The sequence below is a fragment of the Pseudomonas sp. RC4D1 genome, from assembly GCF_018390395.1.
In the GTDB taxonomy this organism is placed as follows: Bacteria; Pseudomonadota; Gammaproteobacteria; order Pseudomonadales; family Pseudomonadaceae; genus Aquipseudomonas; species Aquipseudomonas danubii.
The window spans coordinates 1,105,871-1,123,431 of the sequence record NZ_JAHBAW010000002.1; the positions used below are offsets into that span (position 1 = coordinate 1,105,871).

Consider the following 17,561-nt stretch of genomic DNA (forward strand, 5'->3'; position numbering starts at 1 on the left):
CATGACCAAGACCGTACGAATCGGCTGCGCCAGCGCCTTCTGGGGCGATACCAGCAGCGCCGCCGCGCAACTGGTGGAAGGTGGACGCCTGGATTACCTGGTGTTCGATTACCTGGCGGAGATCACCCTGTCGATCATGGCCGGGGCCCGCATGAAAGACCCGGACACGGGTTACGCCACGGATTTTGTCGAGGTGCTCAAGCCGCTGCTGGCGTCGATCCACGAACAGCAGATCCGCGTGATCAGCAATGCCGGCGGGGTCAATCCCCACGCCTGCGCCAGTGCCTTGCGCAGCGCCTGCGAGCAGGCCGGGGTGCCACTGAAGATCGCCGTGCTGCTGGGGGACGACCTGCAACCGCAGTTCAAGCAACTGGCCGGCGCCGGAATCAAGGAAATGTTCAGTGACGCCCCCTTGCCACCGATGTGCGTCTCCACCAATGCCTACCTCGGCGCCCCGGGCATCGTCGAGGCCCTGCGCCTGGGAGCGGATATCGTGATCACCGGTCGCGGCGTCGACAGCGCGGTGGTCAGCGGCGCCCTGGTCCACGAATTCGCCTGGTCCTGGCGGGACTACGACCGCCTGGCCCAGGCGGCCCTCGCCGGACACATCATCGAGTGTGGCGCCCAGTGCAGTGGCGGCAACTTCACCGATTGGCGCGAGGTGCCGGACTACGAGCACATCGGCTTTCCCATCGTCGAGGTTGACGCCGACGGCGGGTTCGTGGTCAGCAAGGCTCCGGGGACCGGTGGGCTCATCAGTCCGCTGACAGTCGGTGAGCAGTTGCTGTACGAAATCGGCAATCCACGGGCTTATCTGCTTCCCGATGTGGTGTGCGATTTCTCCCAGGTGCAGGTACAGCAGTCGGCACCGAATGAAGTCCGGGTCCAGGGCGCCAAGGGGCTGCCCCCGAGCCACCAGTACAAGGTCAGCGCCACCTACCCGGACGGCTTCCGTTGCACCGCCAGTTGCCTGATGGCCGGGATCGACGCGGTGGCCAAGGCACGCCGGGTCAGCCAGGCGATCATCGACAAGACCCGCGAAATGTTCAGCCAGCGCGGCTGGCCGGACTACAGCGAGGTCAACATTGAACTGTTGGGCAGCGAAGCCACCTACGGCCCCCATGGCCGTCGCCAGGACAGCCGCGAAGTGGTGATCAAGCTGGCGGTGCGCCATCCGCACAAGGCGGCGCTGGTGCTGTTCTCCAGGGAGATTGCCCAGGCCGCCACCGGCATGGCTCCAGGGCTGACCGGCATCGTCGGTGGACGACCCACGGTGTATCCGGTGATCCGGCTGTTTTCTTTCCTGCTGGACAAGGACGCCTGCCACCTGGAAATCGACCTCGCCGGCCAGCGTCATCCTTGCGCCCTGCCCGAAGTCGACCGCCTGGACGCCAGCGCCCTGCCCGCCCCGCATTCACTGCCCAAGCCCCAAGGCCGTCCCGATGCCAGCGTGCCTCTGGTCAAGTTGGCGGTGGCGCGCTCAGGCGACAAGGGCAACCACAGCAACATCGGTGTGCTGGCGCGCCATCCCGACTACCTGCCATGGATCGCCGAAGCCCTGACCCCCGAAGTGCTGGTGGACTGGATGGGGCATGTGCTGGACCCGGTCCACGGCCGGGTCCAGCGCTGGTACCTGCCGGGCATTCATGGCCTCAACTTCCTGCTGGAAAACGCCCTGGGCGGCGGCGGTGTCGCCAGCCTGCGCATCGACCCGCAAGGCAAGGCCTTCGCCCAGCAGTTGCTGGAAATCCAGATCCCGGTGCCGCAGAGCATTGCCGATGCCGTCAATTAAAGGAGCTGCCGTGGTGTACGACTCGATTTTCAAAGCGCAACTGTTTGCCGGCCAGACCATCATCGTCACCGGCGGTGGCAGCGGCATTGGTCGTTGCACGGCCCATGAGCTGGCGGCCCTGGGTGCCCAGGTGCTGCTGGTGGGGCGCAAGGCGGAGAAACTGCAGAAGGTTGCCGGGGAGATTGCCGAGGACGGCGGCCAGGCCCACTGGCAGGCCTGCGACATTCGCGACGAAGAAGCAGTCAAGGCCCTGGTAGGGCAGTTGGTCGAGCGCTTTGGTCCGATCCACGGCCTGGTCAACAATGCCGGTGGCCAATATCCGGCGCCCCTGGCTTCGATCAACCAGAAAGGTTTCGAAACCGTGCTGCGCACCAATCTGGTGGGCGGCTTCCTGATGGCCCGGGAAGTGTTCAACCAATCCATGAGCCGCCACGGCGGCAGCATCGTCAACATGCTCGCCGACATGTGGGGCGGCATGCCCGGCATGGGCCACTCCGGCGCGGCCCGCTCGGGGATGGACAACTTCACCAAGACCGCCGCCTACGAATGGGGCCACGCCGGGGTCCGGGTCAACGCCGTGGCACCGGGCTGGATCGCCTCCAGTGGCATGGACACCTACGAAGGCGCGTTCAAGGCAATCATTCCCACCCTGCGCGAGCACGTGCCGCTCAAACGCATCGGTACGGAATCGGAAGTCAGCGCGGCCATCGTCTTTCTGCTCAGCCCCGGTGCGGCCTTTGTCAGCGGCAGCACCTTGCGCATCGACGGCGCCGCCAGCCTCGGCAGCCGCGCCTGGCCGTTGGCCAAGGCGCGCAACAGTGAGTCGTACAACGGTTTTCATCGGGCCTACCTGCCCGATGTGCTCAAAGGCGAGGACTGAGCCATGCCGGTGATCCAATCCCAGCTCGATCCCCACAGCCCGCAGTTCGCGCAGAACCGCGAGGCGATGCTGGCGGGCCTGCAACAATTGCAGGCCCTGCAGCAAAACCTGCTGAACAAGGCGGCCGAGGCCAAGGCCAAATTCGACCAGCGCGGCCAGCTGCTGCCCCGGGAACGCCTCAACCTGCTGCTGGACCCCGGCGCGCCCTTTCTTGAACTGGCCAGCCTCGCCGGCTACAAGCTGCACGATGACAAGGACGGCAGCCAGGCCGGCGGCGGCCTGATCGCCGGCATCGGCTATGTGTGCGGGGTGCGCATGCTGGTGGTGGCCAACAACAGCGCGATCAAGGGCGGGACCATTTCCCCCAGCGGCCTGAAGAAGTCCCTGCGCCTGCAACAGATCGCCATGGAGAACAAGCTGCCGGTGGTAACCCTGGCGGAAAGCGGGGGCGCCAACCTCAACTACGCGGCGGAGATCTTCGTCGAGGGCGCGCGCAGTTTCGCCAATCAGGCGCGAATGTCGGCCATGGGCCTGCCACAGATCACCGTGGTCCACGGCTCGGCCACCGCCGGTGGCGCCTACCAGCCCGGGCTCTCGGATTACGTGGTGGTGGTACGCGGCAAGGCCAAGCTGTTTCTCGCCGGGCCACCACTGCTCAAGGCCGCCACCGGCGAGGTGGCCACCGATGAACAACTGGGCGGCGCTGAGATGCACGCCCAGGTCGCCGGCACCGCCGAGTACCTGGCGCAGAACGACGCCGACGGCATCCGCATCGTCCGCGAGATCGTCAGCCTGTTGCCGTGGAACGCTCAATTGCCGGTGCAGCCCGCCAGAACCTGGAGCGAGCCGCTGTATCCCATCGACGAACTGCTCGGACTGATTCCCTCTGATCCGAAAAAGCCCTATGACGCCCGGGAAATCATCGCCCGCCTGGCGGACGGCTCGCAGTTCCTGGAATTCAAGGGCGAGTTCGATGCCCAGACCCTGTGCGGCCACCTGCAGATCCAGGGCCGGCCCTGCGGTTTTATCGGCAACAACGGCCCGATCACGCCCCAGGGCGCGAGCAAGGCGGCGCAGTTTATCCAGCTCTGCGATCAGAGCCGCACGCCGCTGCTGTTTTTCCACAACACCACCGGCTTCATGGTGGGCACCGAATCTGAGCAGCAAGGGGTGATCAAGCATGGGGCGAAGATGATCCAGGCGGTGGCCAATGCCCGGGTGCCGAAGCTGACCATCGTCGTCGGCGGTTCCTACGGCGCCGGCAACTATGCGATGTGTGGCCGTGGCCTGGACCCGCGCTTCATCTTCGCCTGGCCCAACAGCCGTACCGCGGTGATGGGCGGCGCCCAGGCCGGCAAGGTGCTGCGCATCGTCACCGAGGCCAAGCATGCGAAGAACGGCCAGGAAGCCGACCCGAAGATGCTCGACATGCTGGAGCAGGTCACCGCGCAGAAGCTCGACAGCCAGTCCACGGCCTTGTACGGCAGCGCCAACCTGTGGGACGACGGCCTGATCGACCCCCGGGATACCCGCACGCTGCTGGGCTACCTGCTGGACATCTGCCATGAGGCCGAGGCCCGGGTCTTGCAGCCCAACAGTTTCGGCGTGGCGCGGTTTTGATAGGGCATTTCGCGGTCTGACCCCACTTGAGGAGAACAACAATGATCTTCACCCAGGAACACGAAGAGCTACGGCGCACGGTGCGCCAATTTGTCGACCGCGAAATCAACCCCCATGTGGAGGAATGGGAGAAAGCCGGGCGCTTTCCCATCCACGAGGTTTTCCGCAAGGCCGGCGAGCTGGGACTGCTGGGCATCTCCAAACCGGAAAAATTCGGCGGCATGGGCCTGGACTACAGCTATTCCATCGTCGCCGCCGAAGAGTTCGGCACCATCCATTGCGGCGGCATTCCCATGTCCATCGGCGTACAGACCGACATGTGCACCCCGGCCCTGGCGCGCTTCGGCTCCGATGAGCTGCGCGACGAGTTTCTGCGCCCGGCCATCACGGGCGAGCAGGTGGGCTGCATCGGCGTCTCCGAAGTCGGCGCCGGCTCCGATGTGGCCGGGCTCAAGACCCACGCCCGCAAGGACGGCGACGACTACGTGATCAACGGCAGCAAGATGTGGATCACCAACTCCCCCAGCGCCGACTTCATCTGTCTGCTGGCCAATACCTCGGACGACAAGCCGCACATCAACAAGTCGCTGATCATGGTGCCGATGAACACCCCGGGCATCAGCCTCAGTTCGCATCTGGACAAGCTCGGCATGCGCAGTTCGGAAACCGCCCAGGTGTTCTTCGACGATGTGCGGGTGCCCCAGCGCAATCGAATCGGTCATGAAGGCGCCGGTTTCATGATGCAGATGCTGCAGTTCCAGGAAGAGCGGCTGTTCGGCGCAGCGAACATGATCAAGGGCCTGGAGTACTGCGTCGACAGCACCATCGAGTACTGCAAGGAGCGCCGCACCTTCGGCAACCCGCTGATCGACAATCAGGTGATCCACTTCCGCCTGGCCGAACTGTCCACCGAGATCGAGTGCCTGCGGGCCCTGGTCTACCAGGCCACCGAGCAATATGTGCGCGGCCAGGACGTGACTCGCCTGGCCTCCATGGCCAAGCTCAAGGCCGGGCGCCTGGGTCGCGAAGTCAGCGACAGCTGCCTGCAGTACTGGGGCGGCATGGGCTTCATGTGGGACAACCCGGTGGCCCGCGCCTATCGCGATGTGCGCCTGGTTTCCATTGGCGGCGGCGCCGACGAGATCATGCTGGGGATCATCTGCAAACTCATGGGCATCCTGCCGGGGAAAAAGAAATGAGCCCGCTCCCGACCTGCCAGACACTGCTGCTGGAACCGCGCAATGGTGTGCTGTTCATCACCCTCAACCGCCCCGAGAGCCGCAACGCCATGAGCCTGCAGATGGTGGCGGAACTGCGCACCGTGCTCGCCGCCGTGCGAGATCGGCGGAGCATCCGCGCCTTGGTCCTGCGCGGCGCCGGTGGCCATTTCTGTGCCGGTGGCGACCTCAAGGACATGGCCGGCGCCCGCACCCGAGGCAGCGCTGCCTACCGTGAACTGAACCGGGCCTTCGGTGCGCTGCTGGAAGAAGCCCAGCAGACGCCCCAGGTGCTGGTCTGCGTGCTGCAAGGAGCGGTGCTGGGCGGCGGCTTCGGCCTGGCGTGTGTCAGCGATATCGCCATCGCCGAACACAGTGCGCAGTTCGGCATGCCGGAAACCGGCCTCGGCCTGCTGCCGGCGCAGATCGCCCCTTTCGTAGTGCAGCGCATCGGCCTGACCCAGGCCCGACGCTTGACCCTGACCGCCGCCCGCTTCGACGGCGCCGAGGCCCTGCACCTGGGCCTGGTGCATTTTGTCGAGGCTGATCCCCGGGCCCTGGAAGAACGCCTTGAACAGCAGTTGTCGCAGGTCCTGCGCTGCGCGCCCGGGGCCAACGCTGCGACCAAGGCCCTGCTCCTGGCCAGCGTCGACCAGCCTCTGGGGCCCCTGCTGGATCAGGCCGCCGAAGACTTCGCCCAGGCTGTCACCGGAGCGGAAGGCCTCGAAGGCACCCTGGCCTTTGTGCAGAAACGCAAACCGGCCTGGGCCAGCTGAGCCTTGTAGGAGCCGGCTTGCCGGCGAACGCCCCCCACCGATTCCCGGGAGCCTGTATGCCCACCTTCAACAAGATCCTGATCGCCAACCGTGGCGAAATCGCCTGCCGCATCCAGCGCACCGCCCAGGCCCTGGGCTACCGCACCGTGGCCGTGTTCAGCGACGCCGACGCCGAGGCCCTGCATGTGCACATGGCCGACGAAGCCATCCACATCGGCCCGTCCCCGGTGCAGCAGTCCTACCTCAACAGCGAGGCGATCCTCGACGCTGCCCGGCGCAGCGGTGCCGACGCCATTCATCCGGGCTACGGCTTCCTCTCGGAAAACCCCGAGTTCGCCGCGGCCTGTGCCGCCGCCGGTATCACCTTCATCGGCCCCAGTGCCGCCGCCATCGAACTGATGGGCAGCAAGCGCCGCTCGAAGATCGCCATGCTCGAAGCCGGCGTGCCTTGCATCCAGGGTTACCAGGGCGAGGAGCAGGACGACGCCACCTTGCAGCGCGAGGCCCAGCGCATCGGCTATCCGCTGATGATCAAGGCCAGCGCCGGCGGTGGCGGACGCGGCATGCGCCTGGTGCAGCAGCACGAAGATCTGCTGGAGCAGATCCGTACCGCGCGCTCGGAAGCCCTGCATGCCTTCGGCAGCGACGAGCTGATTCTGGAACAGGCGCTGATCGAGCCGCGGCACGTGGAAATGCAGGTCTTCGGCGACCAGCACGGTCACTTGATCTATCTGGGTGAACGGGACTGCTCGATTCAGCGCCGCCATCAGAAGGTCATCGAGGAGGCGCCCTGCCCGGTAATGACCGAGGAACTGCGTCGGGCCATGGGCGAAGCGGCGCTCAAGGCCGGGCGCGCGGTGAACTATGTCGGTGCCGGCACTGTGGAGTTCCTGCTGGACGCCCGCGGTCAGTTCTACTTCCTGGAAATGAACACCCGTCTGCAGGTGGAGCATCCCGTCACGGAATTGGTCACCGGCCTGGATCTGGTGGCCCTGCAGTTGCAAGTCGCTGCCGGCGAGCCCCTGCACCTGACCCAGGAGCAGGTGCAGCTCAACGGCCATGCCATCGAAGTTCGCCTGTACGCCGAGGACCCGGCGCAGAACTTTCTGCCCCAGACCGGCCAGGTCCTGCGTTGGCAGCCGGCGCCGGGGATACGCACCGACCACGGCTTGCAGGAGGGCCAATGGGTCAGCCCCTTCTACGACCCGATGCTGGGCAAGCTGATCGCCCACGGTGCCACCCGCGAGGAAGCCCGGCGCAAGCTGTTGCGCGGGGTCGAAGACTCTGTGCTGCTGGGGCTTGAAAGCAATCGCCGGCTGCTGGCCGGTCTGCTCAGGCACCCGGTATTTGCCAGCGGTCGGTTCAGCACCGCGTTCATCGCCGAACATTTTGCCGAGGACCTAAGCCTGCAACCGCAGTGCCCCAGCCTTGAGGAACTGGCCATCGCCGCTGCGCTCTTCTATCACCACAGCGCCAGCGCACACCGCTCAAACCTGAGTGCCTGGCGCAATAACGCCAGTGTGCCCCTGGGCTACCGCATCGGTCTGGATGACCGTCAATGGTCGCTGGAGCTGAGCCCTTCGACATCAGGCCTGTTGCACGTACAGCAGGGGGATGACGTGTGGGCAATTCAGGTGATGGCCGCTGATGGCCTTCGGGCCACGCTGGAGATCGCGGGCATTCGCCGGCACTACGCCTATCGGTTGCAAGACGGCGAACTCTGGCTGAACAGCCGCCAGGGCAGCCTGCATCTGCAGGACCGCACCCAGGCGCCGGTACAGAGTCAACTGAGCACCGATTCCGGCACCCTCAAGGCGCCCATGGACGGGGCCATAGTCGACGTACTGGTCAGCGAGGGCATGAGTGTCAGCAAGGGCCAACTGCTGCTGGTGCTGGAGGCAATGAAGATGGAGCACCCGCTCAAGGCCGGGATCGACGGAGTGATCACCCGGGTCCAGGTCAACCTCGGGGACCAGGTGAAGAACCGGCAGATTCTGCTGGAGGTGGAACAAGCCGGCCCCGCCGCGGAAATGGAGCACTAGGCGGATGCCTCAGCTTTGGCTACGCTCAAGCCTCATCAGGAGCTTGAAGGCTGGAATTAGCGATGCCCCACTGGCTGGTAATAGATCTGGAAGCCACGACGGATGAAGGGGGCTGGCCGGTAAGCGAGATGGAAATCATCGAAATCGGAGCCACCCTGGTCAACCGCCAGGGTCGGGAACAGGACCATTTCCAGCGTTTCGTCCGCCCCTTGCGACGCCCTCGGCTGACGCCGTTCTGTCGCGAACTGACCCATATCACCCAGGCCAATATCGACAGCGCAGCACCGTTGGGCGAAGTCTGGACCCTGTTCGAACGCTGGCTGGGCCAGCATCAGTCGCGCCTGGAGGGCTGGGCCAGTTGGGGCGACTATGACCGCAAGCAACTGCAACTGGAGTGGCACAACCAGCAACTGCACAGCCTGTTGAATGACGTCCCCCACATGAACCTCAAGCAGCGCTTTGCCAAGGCCCGGCGTCTGGAGCGCCCCCTGGGCCTGAATGCAGCCTTGCAGCTGGCCGGCATGCAGTTCAACGGCCAGCAGCATCGAGCCCTGGAAGATGCACGCAATACAGCGCGCTTATTGCCGCTGATTCTTCCATGATGGCGGCAGGTGACGGCCTTTGAGGCCTTGTGCATACTGGCCGACCTTTTTGACCCTTTCTTGAGGAATCGCCCATGTTTAAAGTCAACGAGTACTTCGACGGCACCGTCAAGTCGATTGCCTTCGGCACGGCCGAAGGTCCAGCCACCATTGGCGTCATGGCCCCGGGCGAATACGAGTTCGGTACGGCGCAACGGGAAATCATGCACGTGGTGTCCGGCGCCCTGACCGTGCGCCTGCCCGACAGCGCCGACTGGGAAACCTTTCCTGCCGGCAGCCAGTTCAACGTACCGGCCAACAGCAAGTTTCAACTGAAAGTCGCTGTGGAAACCGCCTACCTGTGCGAATACCGCGGTTGATTCACCTGTCACGGCTGTCGCGCTGACAAAAAAATGCCCGTCTCCTAAAGAGACGGGCATTTTTCATGGGGCCAAGAAACGCTATTCGAGGACAGTCACTGGCATCCCCACCTGCAAGCGACCATTGCCGTCGTTGACCAGATTCTGCCCGAACATCGCCCCGTCAGCCTGGGCGCGATATTTCTGCAAAGTGGCCAGGGGTTCGCGGTCGGCGCTGCGTTCGCCAGTCTGTGGGTCAATGGTGGTCAGGATGCAGCGCGAGCACGGCTTGACCACACGAAACTCGACATCGCCAATCCGTATGCGCCGCCACTGGTCCTCGGCAAAGGGCTCGCTGCCTTCGATCACCAGGTTGGGTCGAAAACGCAGCATCTCCAGAGGCCGCCCGACGCGACCGGCCAGGTCCTCCAGGGACGCCTGGCCAATCAACAAGAGTGGAAAACCATCGGCGAAGGCCACTTGATCATCGTCCCTGCCATAACCGGCGGCGGTGCTTCGCGCCCGTTCCGCGGGCACCTGCACCAGGCGGGTGGGCTTGCCGATGAACTCACTGACCCAGGCGCCCGCTTCGTCACCGGCATCAGGCACCCGCAGGCTGTCATGCCAGATGGTCACGCCGCGCAGTGCGGCATCGGCCGCTGGCAGGGGCACATCAAGGGTGGAAAACCCGGGAGCGCTGAGGGTCAGGCCACCCTGGTCATTGCACAGCGCCGAGAGCTGGCTCATGCGGCCCACGGCACGCTGGGTGAGGAAGCGCCCGCTGGCCTCGTCCACCAGCATCCAGCGGCGATCCCCCTCCAGGCCGAGCTTGTCCAGGCCGATCTGTTGCAGGGTTTCGCCCTTTGCGGATTTCAACGGGTATCGATAAAGCGCGCTAAGACGCATGTCCAGCTCCCTGTGTGGGCAAAAAGCCTCACCCTATACCAGCGCCTCGACGAAACAAAGGTGCAAGGGAAAAGCAGCCGGACATCCTCATGAATCAGACGCTGACTTCATCCAGCATCAAACGCTGACGGACCACGTCCACCAGTTTGTCCGGCTGAAACTTGGAGAGGAAGTTGTCGCAACCGACCTTCTTCACCATCGATTCGTTGAAACTGCCGGACAAGGATGTGTGCAGGACCACATAGAGCCCACGCAGGCGCGGGTCGTTGCGGATCTCGGTAGTCAGGCGATAGCCGTCCATCTCCGGCATTTCCGCATCGGTGAATACCATCAACAACTTGTCGGTCATGTCGACCCCGGTGTCGGCCCAGGCCTTGAGCATGTTCAGAGCCTTGAGGCCATCGCTGGCGATGTGCATCTTCACCCCCAACTGGCCGAGGGTGTCGCGCAGTTGTGAAAGCGCCACGTTGGAGTCATCCACCAGCAGCACTTCACGGCCGCGAGCACGTTCGAGCACAGGATCTTCCAGCTTGTCCCGGGAAACCTTGGCGTTGTAGGGCACGATTTCCGCCAGGACCTTCTCGACGTCGATGATTTCCACCAGTTGCTCGTCAACCTTGCTGATGGCCGTCAGGTAATGCTGGCGTCCGGCGCTGGTGGGCGGCGGCATGATGGCTTCCCAGTTCATGTTGACGATGCGGTCCACGCCGCCCACCAGGAACGCCTGCACCGAACGGTTGTACTCGGTGACGATGATGGTGCTGTTGGGCCCCGGAACCAGCGGGCGCATGCCGATGGCCTGGGACAGGTCGATGACCGGCAAGGTCTGGCCACGCAGGTTGACCACACCGCAAACGAACGGGTGGCGCTGCGGCATCAGGGTCAGCTTGGGCAGTTGCAGGACTTCCTGGACCTTGAAGACGTTGATCGCGAACAGCTGCCGACCGGCCAGGCGGAACATGAGGATTTCCAGGCGATTCTCACCCACCAGCTGCGTGCGTTGATCTACCGTGTCGAGAATGCCGGCCATTAATGACTCCTGGGCTTGTTCTGATGAATTCACTAAAGACAGATATCGGCGGGATCCGCCGGATCTTGACTCGCATGCAAATTGCCACATGAAAGCCATTGATGTCACATTAACATCATGCTTTACTGAGCCGGTCAATTCATCAGCACGACTCTCCGACGGCGCGACCTTCTTCGCGGCGTGAAGTTCCCGCGCCTAAGGGTTTCCCCTAGCAACAATCAGGACCATCCTGATATTCGCAATATCCAATAGCCATTAATGTGACGCCATTCTCATTGCATGAACGGAGTCAGGCTTTTGTTTGTGATCGCAGAAAGGTGGCCCAGCACCCTTTCAAGCCTCAGCACCTACGCCCATCAAGCCCCAGCGCAAGTGCGCCGCATTGCTGTGGCCGGCATTCGGGTTGCTTGCAAAAGCGATGAACAACCACTCTCACAGCCGCTCGCGCCACCTGAAAAAAAATCAGATTTATCTGATATACAAACGCAAAAAACGCGTCATACCTTAAAACCGTTCAGCCAAGGCCCTATCCCGCCATCGGACTCGAAGTCATGGAGATAAGCATGCTAAAGGACGGCCATGAGTGCGCTCCCCCCCTGCCTGAGTTCCTGCTTGAAGCTCAGGCTCTACTGGCTAAATCGGAAGATTGCCTGAGCCATCTGCACTTGATCAGGAATGACGAAGAAGCGATCAACTGCCTGCTCGCCAGCCTGCTGTGCCTGGCCCAGACGGCAGCACGCCATTCCATCAGCCCGCTGGCCGAATTCGCCTTGCACATTCATGGCGTGTTGAAACGTACAGCACATCCAGTGGACCTCAACGATCCGATCCTCGACGCCTTGAAAAGCTGCCTGACCCTGATGGCCTGGCAACTGGAATTGATCGACCCGCACAACGGCCAACTCAATCTGGATGACAGCGAACAGGCCCTGCTGATCAACGAACTGACCGATCAAGTGGCGCAAAACTGTACCTGCGCTTATCCATCCTGCACCCATTGAAGTTGCACTTGTGCCGCTGGCTGGCAGATAAAACCCGCAGTTACAATAGCCAACCCGAAATATCAGTAGAACTTCAGGCTCAGGGTCAACTATCTGGTCGTTATTGAGTATTTCATACCCAAGAGCGACATTATCGATTCAACAACTCCAACTAGCGCCAGCCCCGGGACTTACTGTTCAGAGCCCTGTATGGGCCCGCAACATCGCCCACATCCCGCGCTTTCATTAACCCTCCCGAAGTCCATGGAGGAAATGGAACAAACGTGCAGCAGATCCATATTCCTGACTTTCAGGACATATATAACTGTGCGTATAAACGCGACCAACGGTATCTTCGGTGGTATTATGTCGCCCATAAACGGACACAGTAATGGCACTTTGATTCCAATGTCGGCAGTCACTACTCGGCTTGTACAAGACAAACAGACAACGTTGATTGAAACCCAGTATTCAAATAACACCGTTTCTCAAACAAGCCTCGTCATCCACTTCTGACAAGGCTCTCGCAGCGAACATTCATTGGCTCCATCCGCTATGTACGCCAGCCTCAAGTCACTCTTCTCTTGGCCCCTCTCTCTAGATCATCTGCGCTGGCTCAGCCTGTTGCTGTGTTCCTGCTCGACCCTGGGCAACGCACTGATCTATTGCCTGGACCGGCCCTTGCCGCTGATCTTGCTGCTGCTCAATATCGCGGCCCTGACCTGTATCTGGGTGCAATACGGCTATTCGCGAAAGTCCATCCGTTTCCAGCCCCAGGAGCTCGCCGAACGCCTGCTAGAGGTCAAGGAAAATGAGCGACACCGCCTCAGCCGTGAACTGCACGATGACATCGGCCAGTTGCTGACAGCGGCAAAACTGCAGACCGATTGGCTCAAGCGTCGCCTGCCGGACGACCTGCAGGATTCCTGCGCGGTGCTCGGCACCACTCTGGAAGAGACCCTGGCCAAAGTGCGTGACGTGTCCGCAATCCTCAATCCCCGGCAGTTGGCCAGCCTGGGACTGGAGGCCAGCCTGCGCGCCCACCTGCTCAAGACCCTGGAAAACACCTCGGTGCACTGGAGCCTGGAATGCCGCCAGCGCCTGTCGGGAATCCCGGAAGAGATGGCCGTCGCAGCGTTCCGCATCACCCAGGAAGCGGTCACCAACATGCTGCGCCACGCCCAGGCGAAAAACCTGTTGGTACGAATACAGCGACTGCCGGAAGGTCTTTCGCTGTTCATCAGCGATGATGGCCAGGGGTTCGCCCCGGCCAGCGATCCCGGCGCCCTGGGCCAGCGCGGCATGGCCGGGATGCAGGAACGAATCAGCCAGTTGGGTGGCCTGTTGCAGGTCACCAGCGAGCTCAACCAAGGCACCCAGATCGAAGCACTCTTTCCCTGGGCCCCTCGCACCCTGGAGCGGGCCAGCACGAATAAGGTTTCACATTGACCTGTAATTTACTCTTGGTGGATGACCACTCGCTTATCAGGGCTGGCGTGCGTGCCCTGGTCATGGACATTCCCGGATACGCGGTGATCGGTGAAGCCGATGATGGCGCGCAACTGCTGGAAATGGTCGAGAAACTGCATCCGGACATCGTCCTGCTGGACCTGTCGATGAAACGCATCGGTGGCCTGGACGCCCTGCGCCGGCTCAAGGCAATGCGGCCCCAGAGCAAAGTCCTGATTCTATCGATGCATACCGATCCCTCCCTGATCATGCAGGCCCTGGAATCCGGCGCCCACGGCTATTTGCTCAAGGACACCACCGCCACCGAACTCGAACACGCCCTGGAAGCGTTGCGCAACAACGAACGCTACCTGAGTCCGGCCATTGCTCACACCGTGATCAACCAGGCGCTGACCCGAGCCCAGAAGCACCAGCCCCAGCCTGCGGAAAACCACAACCTGACGGCTCGCCAGCTGGAAATACTGCGGCTGATCGTGCGGGGCAAGTCCACCCGGGAGATAGCTCTGGGCCTGGGTTTGAGCATCAAGACCGTGGAAACCCATCGCTCGCAGATCATGAAACGCCTGCAGATCTTCGACGTCGCCGGGCTGGTGCTGTTCGCCGTGCGCGAGCGCATCATCAGCCTCGACGACTGACTCAGCGAGCGGCGCCGAGCAACGGCGAATCCGCCGGCAAATGCACCTGTAAAGCCGCAGGACGGGCGGTAAACCGCAAAGTGTCGCCCTGCAGCGGTTCGCCATCAAGATTGATGTCCAGGCCTCTTGAGGCCTTGATCTCAACCCAGGGCAGACGCGCGCGGACAAACATATTGTCGATCCCCAGGCCACCGGCCAGCAGACTCTTCAGAGTGCCCACCAGCTCCTGAGGCGCCGGCAGAATGCTGATATCCAGCAAGCCGTCGTCGGCCATGGCTCCCGGGCAAAGCTCGTGCCCGCCTCCCGCCTGCCGACCGTTGCCGATGCCCAGGGCCAGCAATTCACCACGCCAATGGAAATCCGGCCCCTGCAACTCGCCATAAGCCGCACTCAACTCGGCAAAGCGCGACAGCCCGGTGAACAGATAAGCGGCACCGCCAAGGACTTTCTTCAAGTCTTCAGAGGTGTTGGCAGTGACCTGGCTACCAAAGCCGCCGGTGGCCATATTGAGGAAAATCTGCCCGCCAACCTCCCCCAGGTCGATCGTCCGGGCCGGGACGTCCAGCAGCTCCAGGGCCGCCGCCGGGTCAAGGGGAACACCGGCAGCCCGGGCAAAGTCATTGGCCGTGCCCAATGGCAGCAGCGCCAGACTGGCCTGGGTCGACGCGTTGGCCAGGGCCTCGGCGATATCGCGCAGCGTACCGTCGCCGCCTCCGGCAATCAGCCGGGTATGCCCGGCGTCCAGCGCCTCGCTCACCAGACGCTGGGCATCTCCCGCCTCCCAGGTCAGACGCACCGAAACCTCCCAGCCGGCAGCACGCTTGGCCTCAACCGCAGCGCGCACCTCATCGTTGAGGGCCTGCTTGCCGTGCAGTATCAACAGTGCCTTGCGCTCATTCATCAACCATGACTCCGGTTATGGGTTCCTTGAGGGATGTTGACCTCGGGCACAGCGAAATAAGTCTGTCCCTTCGATTATTTTTTTTGCCCAAGCCAGCCTGGCCGTACCTCCCACTGATGACCCAGATTAGCCTGCCAACGAGGAAAATCTTCCATAGCTAGTACGCCGAGTCGCTCTTCGACAACCGGCTGCGCTTGCAACTGATCCTGTGCAATCTGCCGCTGCCGGGCTGGCGCCGGTCAATAACTACCGTGACGAGCCTCATACCCTGGAAAAAATCGAAAAACGTGTCGAATTCGACCTGGAATACATCGAAAATTGGTCAGCCTGTCTTGAACTGCACATCCTGTTCCGCACCATTGCGTCCGTCATCATGATCCACGAGGCCTTCTAAATGAGCCCGCTCATTCCCTGCATCATTGCTGGCGGCGCCGGCACCCGCCTGTGGCCGGTGTCCCGCGAGGCGATGCCCAAACCCTTCATGCGCCTGCCGGACGGCGAGAGCCTGCTGCAGAAGACCTTCGTGCGCGCCACGGCCCTGAAAGACGTCGGCCGGTTGCTGACGGTGACCAACCGTGAAGTGCTCTTTCGAACCCTGGATGACTACCGCCCGCTGAACAAGACTCAGCTTGAGCTGGATTTCATCCTCGAACCCTTCGGCCGCAATACCGCGCCGGCCATTGCCGCCGCCGCGCTGCACGTCAACCAGCACTACGGCGCTGACGCACAACTGCTGGTGCTGCCCGCCGACCATCTGATCAGTGACCTCCAGGCATTCGCCGCCGCGGTGGCGCGCGCCCGGCAGTTGGCCGAGCAAGGCTGGCTGGTGACCTTCGGTATCGAGCCGAGCTATGCCGAAACCGGTTTCGGCTATATCGAGAAAGGCCTGGGCTTGCACGGTGAAAGCTTCCAGGTCAGCCGTTTCGTCGAAAAGCCCGATGCTGCCACTGCCCAGTGTTACGTCGACGGCGGCCAGCACCTCTGGAACGCCGGCATGTTCTGCATGCGCGCTGATGTGATCCTCCGTGAGTTGCGCAAATTCGCGCCGCAGGTGGTCACTGCCGTCGAGCGCTGCCTGGAACAGAGCCACCACAGGCAAGGCCAACGCGAAGTACAAGTGGAGCTGGACCGCGACAGCTTCGCCCTGGCGCCGGACATCTCCATCGACTACGCGGTGATGGAGCGCTCGAAGGAGGTCGCCGTGGTGCCCTGCCAGCTCGGCTGGAGCGATATCGGCTCCTGGCAGGCAGTCCGCGAGCTGAGCCCGGCGGACGTACACGGCAACCAATGCAACGGCGAGACCGTGCTGCATGATGTCCGCAACTGCTACATCGATTCACGCCAGCGCCTGGTGGGCGGTATCGGCCTGGACAACCTGATCATCATCGACACCCCGGACGCCCTGCTGATCGCCGACGGCAAGCGCAGCCAGGAGGTCAAACTGATCGCCCAGGAGCTCAAGCGCCTGGGCCACGACGCCTACCGCCTGCACCGCACCGTGAACCGCCCCTGGGGCACCTATACCGTGCTTGAGGAAGGACCGCGCTTCAAGATCAAGCGTATCGAGGTCAAACCCGGCGCCTCGCTGTCGCTGCAAAGGCACCACCACCGCAGTGAGCACTGGATCGTGGTCAGCGGCATGGCCCGGGTGACCAACGGAGAAGACGAGTTTCTGCTCGACACCAATGAGTCGACCTTTATCAAGCCCGGTCGCCCTCATCGACTGAGCAATCCCGGGGTGATCGACCTGGTAATAATCGAAGTGCAAAGCGGGGAGTACCTGGGCGAAGACGACATCGTGCGCTTCAACGACATTTATGGCCGAGCTCCCGCCGCCCCCGGTAGCACCTGAAACAGTATTGGCCCCGTGAATTTGCCACAACGGCAATGACGACGCTGCTCTTCAGGCAACTCGCCCGATAAATAAACCCAGGCCCACGGGGCGGGCAGCCTCAGTGCAGGCGCCTGAAAAGAGACGTAGGACTCAAAGTGAATTTTCTGACCGAAGAATGAGATTTGCCTGAATTGACCCTGCGGAGCCAATCAGTGACTGTGCATGCCAGGCGCTGACGCCTCATACAAGGAAGTGCACCGTCATGAACGACAAGGGGTTTTATCCACAAGGGCATTCAACGCTCAATCGCATCAACGACAGCTCCTGGCTGGCGGCTCCTCCACTTCGGGAGTTCGATCTGCCACTCTCGTCCGAAGCACATCCGCCTCATTCCAGGCCGCTATCGATAATCAAGCGCCTGGCCTGGTTGACATTTGCGGCCTCGATAATGGCAGGGCTGGTGACCTGGGGTTTCCACAGCCGTTTCGGACTGCTGCTGTTATTGCTGCTGCGCTGAAGCAAGGCACGGACCCGGCGC

The 17,561-nt window shown here is 62.6% G+C and carries 17 protein-coding genes; 14 read left to right on the plus strand and 3 right to left on the minus strand.

Annotated elements, in window-relative coordinates; translation table 11 throughout:
• Position 1 precedes the first annotated feature (1 nt).
• The 8 genes from KHO49_RS20560 to ppnP all read left to right on the plus strand — a co-directional run bounded on the left by KHO49_RS20560 (position 2) and on the right by ppnP (position 9,288).
• Positions 2–1,792, plus strand: a complete 1,791-nt coding sequence (locus KHO49_RS20560; RefSeq protein WP_102860946.1) for an acyclic terpene utilization AtuA family protein — start codon at positions 2–4, stop codon at positions 1,790–1,792.
• Between the two features lie 10 nt (positions 1,793–1,802).
• Complete coding sequence (locus tag KHO49_RS20565) at positions 1,803–2,672, plus strand: SDR family oxidoreductase (RefSeq protein ID WP_102880407.1); 870 nt, start codon at positions 1,803–1,805, stop codon at positions 2,670–2,672.
• 3 nt (positions 2,673–2,675) lie between these two features.
• The gene (gene atuC / locus KHO49_RS20570; protein ID WP_213665750.1) at positions 2,676–4,292 is read left to right on the plus strand and encodes a geranyl-CoA carboxylase subunit beta; all 1,617 of its coding nucleotides are present in this window, start codon (positions 2,676–2,678) and stop codon (positions 4,290–4,292) included.
• Positions 4,293–4,333: 41 nt separating this feature from the next.
• Positions 4,334–5,491: a citronellyl-CoA dehydrogenase gene (atuD, locus tag KHO49_RS20575; RefSeq protein WP_213665751.1), complete on the plus strand. Its 1,158-nt coding sequence runs from the start codon at positions 4,334–4,336 to the stop codon at positions 5,489–5,491.
• Positions 5,488–6,285 carry an enoyl-CoA hydratase/isomerase family protein gene (locus KHO49_RS20580; protein ID WP_102880410.1) on the plus strand — a complete coding sequence of 266 codons (798 nt, stop codon included), beginning with the start codon at positions 5,488–5,490 and terminating at the stop codon, positions 6,283–6,285. Before atuD ends, KHO49_RS20580 begins: the two co-directional genes overlap by 4 nt.
• A 56-nt stretch (positions 6,286–6,341) precedes the next feature.
• Complete coding sequence (locus tag KHO49_RS20585; protein WP_213665752.1) at positions 6,342–8,327, plus strand: acetyl/propionyl/methylcrotonyl-CoA carboxylase subunit alpha; 1,986 nt, start codon at positions 6,342–6,344, stop codon at positions 8,325–8,327.
• A 62-nt stretch (positions 8,328–8,389) separates the two neighbouring features.
• Positions 8,390–8,929 carry a 3'-5' exonuclease gene (locus tag KHO49_RS20590; RefSeq protein ID WP_102860940.1) on the plus strand — a complete coding sequence of 180 codons (540 nt, stop codon included), beginning with the start codon at positions 8,390–8,392 and terminating at the stop codon, positions 8,927–8,929.
• A gap of 74 nt (positions 8,930–9,003) precedes the next feature.
• Positions 9,004–9,288 carry a pyrimidine/purine nucleoside phosphorylase gene (gene ppnP / locus KHO49_RS20595; RefSeq protein WP_102860939.1) on the plus strand — a complete coding sequence of 95 codons (285 nt, stop codon included), beginning with the start codon at positions 9,004–9,006 and terminating at the stop codon, positions 9,286–9,288.
• Between the two features lie 81 nt (positions 9,289–9,369).
• Here the strand turns inward: ppnP and KHO49_RS20600 are convergent, their stop codons facing one another.
• Together KHO49_RS20600 and KHO49_RS20605 are read right to left on the minus strand one after the other, a co-directional pair.
• Positions 9,370–10,173, minus strand: coding sequence for an MOSC domain-containing protein (locus KHO49_RS20600; RefSeq protein ID WP_102880413.1), 804 nt, complete (start codon positions 10,171–10,173; stop codon positions 9,370–9,372).
• A 94-nt stretch (positions 10,174–10,267) separates the two neighbouring features.
• The gene (locus tag KHO49_RS20605; RefSeq protein WP_102860937.1) at positions 10,268–11,203 is read right to left on the minus strand and encodes a chemotaxis protein CheV; all 936 of its coding nucleotides are present in this window, start codon (positions 11,201–11,203) and stop codon (positions 10,268–10,270) included.
• Between the two features lie 563 nt (positions 11,204–11,766).
• Between KHO49_RS20605 and KHO49_RS20610 the strand changes: the two genes are divergently transcribed.
• From KHO49_RS20610 to KHO49_RS20620, 3 genes are all read left to right on the plus strand, one after another.
• Positions 11,767–12,204, plus strand: coding sequence for a hypothetical protein (locus tag KHO49_RS20610; protein ID WP_102860936.1), 438 nt, complete (start codon positions 11,767–11,769; stop codon positions 12,202–12,204).
• 534 nt (positions 12,205–12,738) lie between these two features.
• Positions 12,739–13,632, plus strand: coding sequence for a sensor histidine kinase (locus KHO49_RS20615; RefSeq protein WP_213665990.1), 894 nt, complete (start codon positions 12,739–12,741; stop codon positions 13,630–13,632).
• On the plus strand, positions 13,629–14,288 hold the full coding sequence (locus tag KHO49_RS20620; protein ID WP_102880415.1) for a response regulator: 660 nt from the start codon (positions 13,629–13,631) through the stop codon (positions 14,286–14,288). The genes KHO49_RS20615 and KHO49_RS20620 overlap by 4 nt, the downstream gene beginning before the upstream one ends.
• 1 nt (position 14,289) lies before the next feature.
• Here KHO49_RS20620 and yegS read toward each other — a convergent pair whose 3' ends face one another.
• Positions 14,290–15,189 carry a lipid kinase YegS gene (gene yegS / locus KHO49_RS20625; protein ID WP_102860933.1) on the minus strand — a complete coding sequence of 300 codons (900 nt, stop codon included), beginning with the start codon at positions 15,187–15,189 and terminating at the stop codon, positions 14,290–14,292.
• Positions 15,190–15,397: 208 nt separating this feature from the next.
• Here yegS and KHO49_RS20630 point away from each other — a divergent pair, with 208 nt between their 5' ends.
• From KHO49_RS20630 to KHO49_RS20640, 3 genes are all read left to right on the plus strand, one after another.
• The gene (locus KHO49_RS20630; protein WP_213665753.1) at positions 15,398–15,583 is read left to right on the plus strand and encodes a sugar transferase; all 186 of its coding nucleotides are present in this window, start codon (positions 15,398–15,400) and stop codon (positions 15,581–15,583) included.
• Complete coding sequence (locus KHO49_RS20635; protein ID WP_213665754.1) at positions 15,584–17,041, plus strand: mannose-1-phosphate guanylyltransferase/mannose-6-phosphate isomerase; 1,458 nt, start codon at positions 15,584–15,586, stop codon at positions 17,039–17,041.
• 244 nt (positions 17,042–17,285) lie between these two features.
• Entirely contained in the window at positions 17,286–17,540 is a 255-nt protein-coding gene (locus KHO49_RS20640) for a hypothetical protein (RefSeq protein WP_102880416.1), read from the plus strand.
• Positions 17,541–17,561: the final 21 nt, after the last annotated feature.

Coding starts and splice junctions, on each gene's coding strand:
- KHO49_RS20560 (WP_102860946.1), top strand. CDS start 2: ATGACCAAGACCGTACGAATCGGCTGCGCCAGCGCCTTCTGGGGCGAT.
- atuC (WP_213665750.1), top strand. CDS start 2,676: ATGCCGGTGATCCAATCCCAGCTCGATCCCCACAGCCCGCAGTTCGCG.
- atuD (WP_213665751.1), top strand. CDS start 4,334: ATGATCTTCACCCAGGAACACGAAGAGCTACGGCGCACGGTGCGCCAA.
- KHO49_RS20580 (WP_102880410.1), top strand. CDS start 5,488: ATGAGCCCGCTCCCGACCTGCCAGACACTGCTGCTGGAACCGCGCAAT.
- KHO49_RS20585 (WP_213665752.1), top strand. CDS start 6,342: ATGCCCACCTTCAACAAGATCCTGATCGCCAACCGTGGCGAAATCGCC.
- KHO49_RS20590 (WP_102860940.1), top strand. CDS start 8,390: ATGCCCCACTGGCTGGTAATAGATCTGGAAGCCACGACGGATGAAGGG.
- ppnP (WP_102860939.1), top strand. CDS start 9,004: ATGTTTAAAGTCAACGAGTACTTCGACGGCACCGTCAAGTCGATTGCC.
- KHO49_RS20600 (WP_102880413.1), bottom strand. CDS start 10,173: ATGCGTCTTAGCGCGCTTTATCGATACCCGTTGAAATCCGCAAAGGGC.
- KHO49_RS20605 (WP_102860937.1), bottom strand. CDS start 11,203: ATGGCCGGCATTCTCGACACGGTAGATCAACGCACGCAGCTGGTGGGT.
- KHO49_RS20610 (WP_102860936.1), top strand. CDS start 11,767: ATGCTAAAGGACGGCCATGAGTGCGCTCCCCCCCTGCCTGAGTTCCTG.
- KHO49_RS20615 (WP_213665990.1), top strand. CDS start 12,739: ATGTACGCCAGCCTCAAGTCACTCTTCTCTTGGCCCCTCTCTCTAGAT.
- yegS (WP_102860933.1), bottom strand. CDS start 15,189: ATGAATGAGCGCAAGGCACTGTTGATACTGCACGGCAAGCAGGCCCTC.
- KHO49_RS20635 (WP_213665754.1), top strand. CDS start 15,584: ATGAGCCCGCTCATTCCCTGCATCATTGCTGGCGGCGCCGGCACCCGC.
- KHO49_RS20640 (WP_102880416.1), top strand. CDS start 17,286: ATGAACGACAAGGGGTTTTATCCACAAGGGCATTCAACGCTCAATCGC.